We start from the raw sequence: 1,171 nt of genomic DNA, 5'->3' as shown, positions 1-1,171 counted from the left end.
TCGATCAACACCGCCGTCTGCACCGTCATGTGCAACGAACCCATGATCCGCGCACCCGCCAACGGCTGCGCCCCGGCGTACTCACGCCGGATCGACATCAACCCCGGCATCTCGTGCTCGGCAAGGGTGATCTCCTTCCGCCCGAACGCGGCAAGGGACGGATCGGCAACCTTGAAGTCCGTGAAGTCGGCAGGCATGGCGTGTGCTCCTTGGAGGTGTACGGGGCCGGCGGTCATCGGCGGCCTCCCGCATTGAAGTAATTGGCTTCGGGGTGGTGGATGACGATGGCGTCGGTGGACTGTTCGGGGTGGAGCTGGAACTCCTCCGAGAGGTGGACACCGATCCGCTCCGGTCGCAGCAGGTCGGCGATCTTCGCGCGGTCCTCCAGGTCGGGGCAGGCCGGGTAGCCCAGGGAGTATCGGCAGCCCTGGTACTCGGTACGGAACATCCCGTCGACGGAGGCCGGGTCGGCGGCGGAGATCCCCAGGTCGGAGCGGACGCGGGCGTGCCAGTACTCGGCCAGTGCCTCGGCGAGCTGGACGGAAAGCCCGTGCAGCTCCATGTACTCCCGGTAGGCGTTCGCCTCGAACAGCTTGGCCGTGGCCTCGCCGATCCGGGAGCCGACGGTCACCACCTGGAAGCCGATGACGTCGACCTCTCCGGACTCCTCGGGGCGGATGAAGTCCGCGAGGCACAACCGACGACCGCGGGTCTGGCGCGGGAAGGTGAAGCGGGTGCGTTCCCCACCGTCCTCGTCGAGGACGATCAGGTCGTCGCCCTTGGAGACGCACGGGAAGTAGCCGTGGACGACCGCGGCCTCCAGGAGCTGTTCCGTGTGCAGGCGGTCCAGCCATCCCCGGAGCCGCGGCCGACCCTCCGCCTCGATGGAACCGGCGTCCTTCAGCCCCCACTGGCCCTTGAACAGGGCGTTCTCGTCGAGCCACCCCGCGTACTCCTTGAGCTGGATCCCCTTGACCACCCGAGTACCGAGGAACGGCGGGGTGGGGACGGGGTTGTCCACGGCCACATCGGACCGGCCGCCCGGCTCCTCCGGCTCGTCGACCTGGAGGACGGGCGTGTCCCGCTTGGCGACGCGGCGTTGCTTGAGTTCGGGGAGGGTGGCGCCGGGGACGCCGCGTTTGACGCCCATGAGGGCGTCCATGAGGCGTAG

General features: G+C 68.7%; 2 protein-coding genes. Both read right to left on the bottom strand.

Features of this window, described 5'->3' with window-relative positions:
• Window positions 1–197, bottom strand: a 197-nt coding sequence (locus NOD94_RS41120; RefSeq protein WP_281211352.1) for an adenosylhomocysteinase, incomplete at its 3' end; no start/stop codon positions are given.
• A gap of 35 nt (window positions 198–232) precedes the next feature.
• Window positions 233–1,171: vitamin B12 dependent-methionine synthase activation domain-containing protein (locus NOD94_RS41115; protein WP_281211351.1), on the bottom strand; the 939-nt coding region annotated here is incomplete at its 5' end.

Source organism: Streptomyces sp. Isolate_45, assembly GCF_024721315.2.
Taxonomy (GTDB): domain Bacteria; phylum Actinomycetota; class Actinomycetes; order Streptomycetales; family Streptomycetaceae; genus Streptomyces.
The sequence above is the reverse complement of the archived record's forward strand: the minus strand, read 5'-3'. Positions and strand labels throughout refer to the sequence as shown.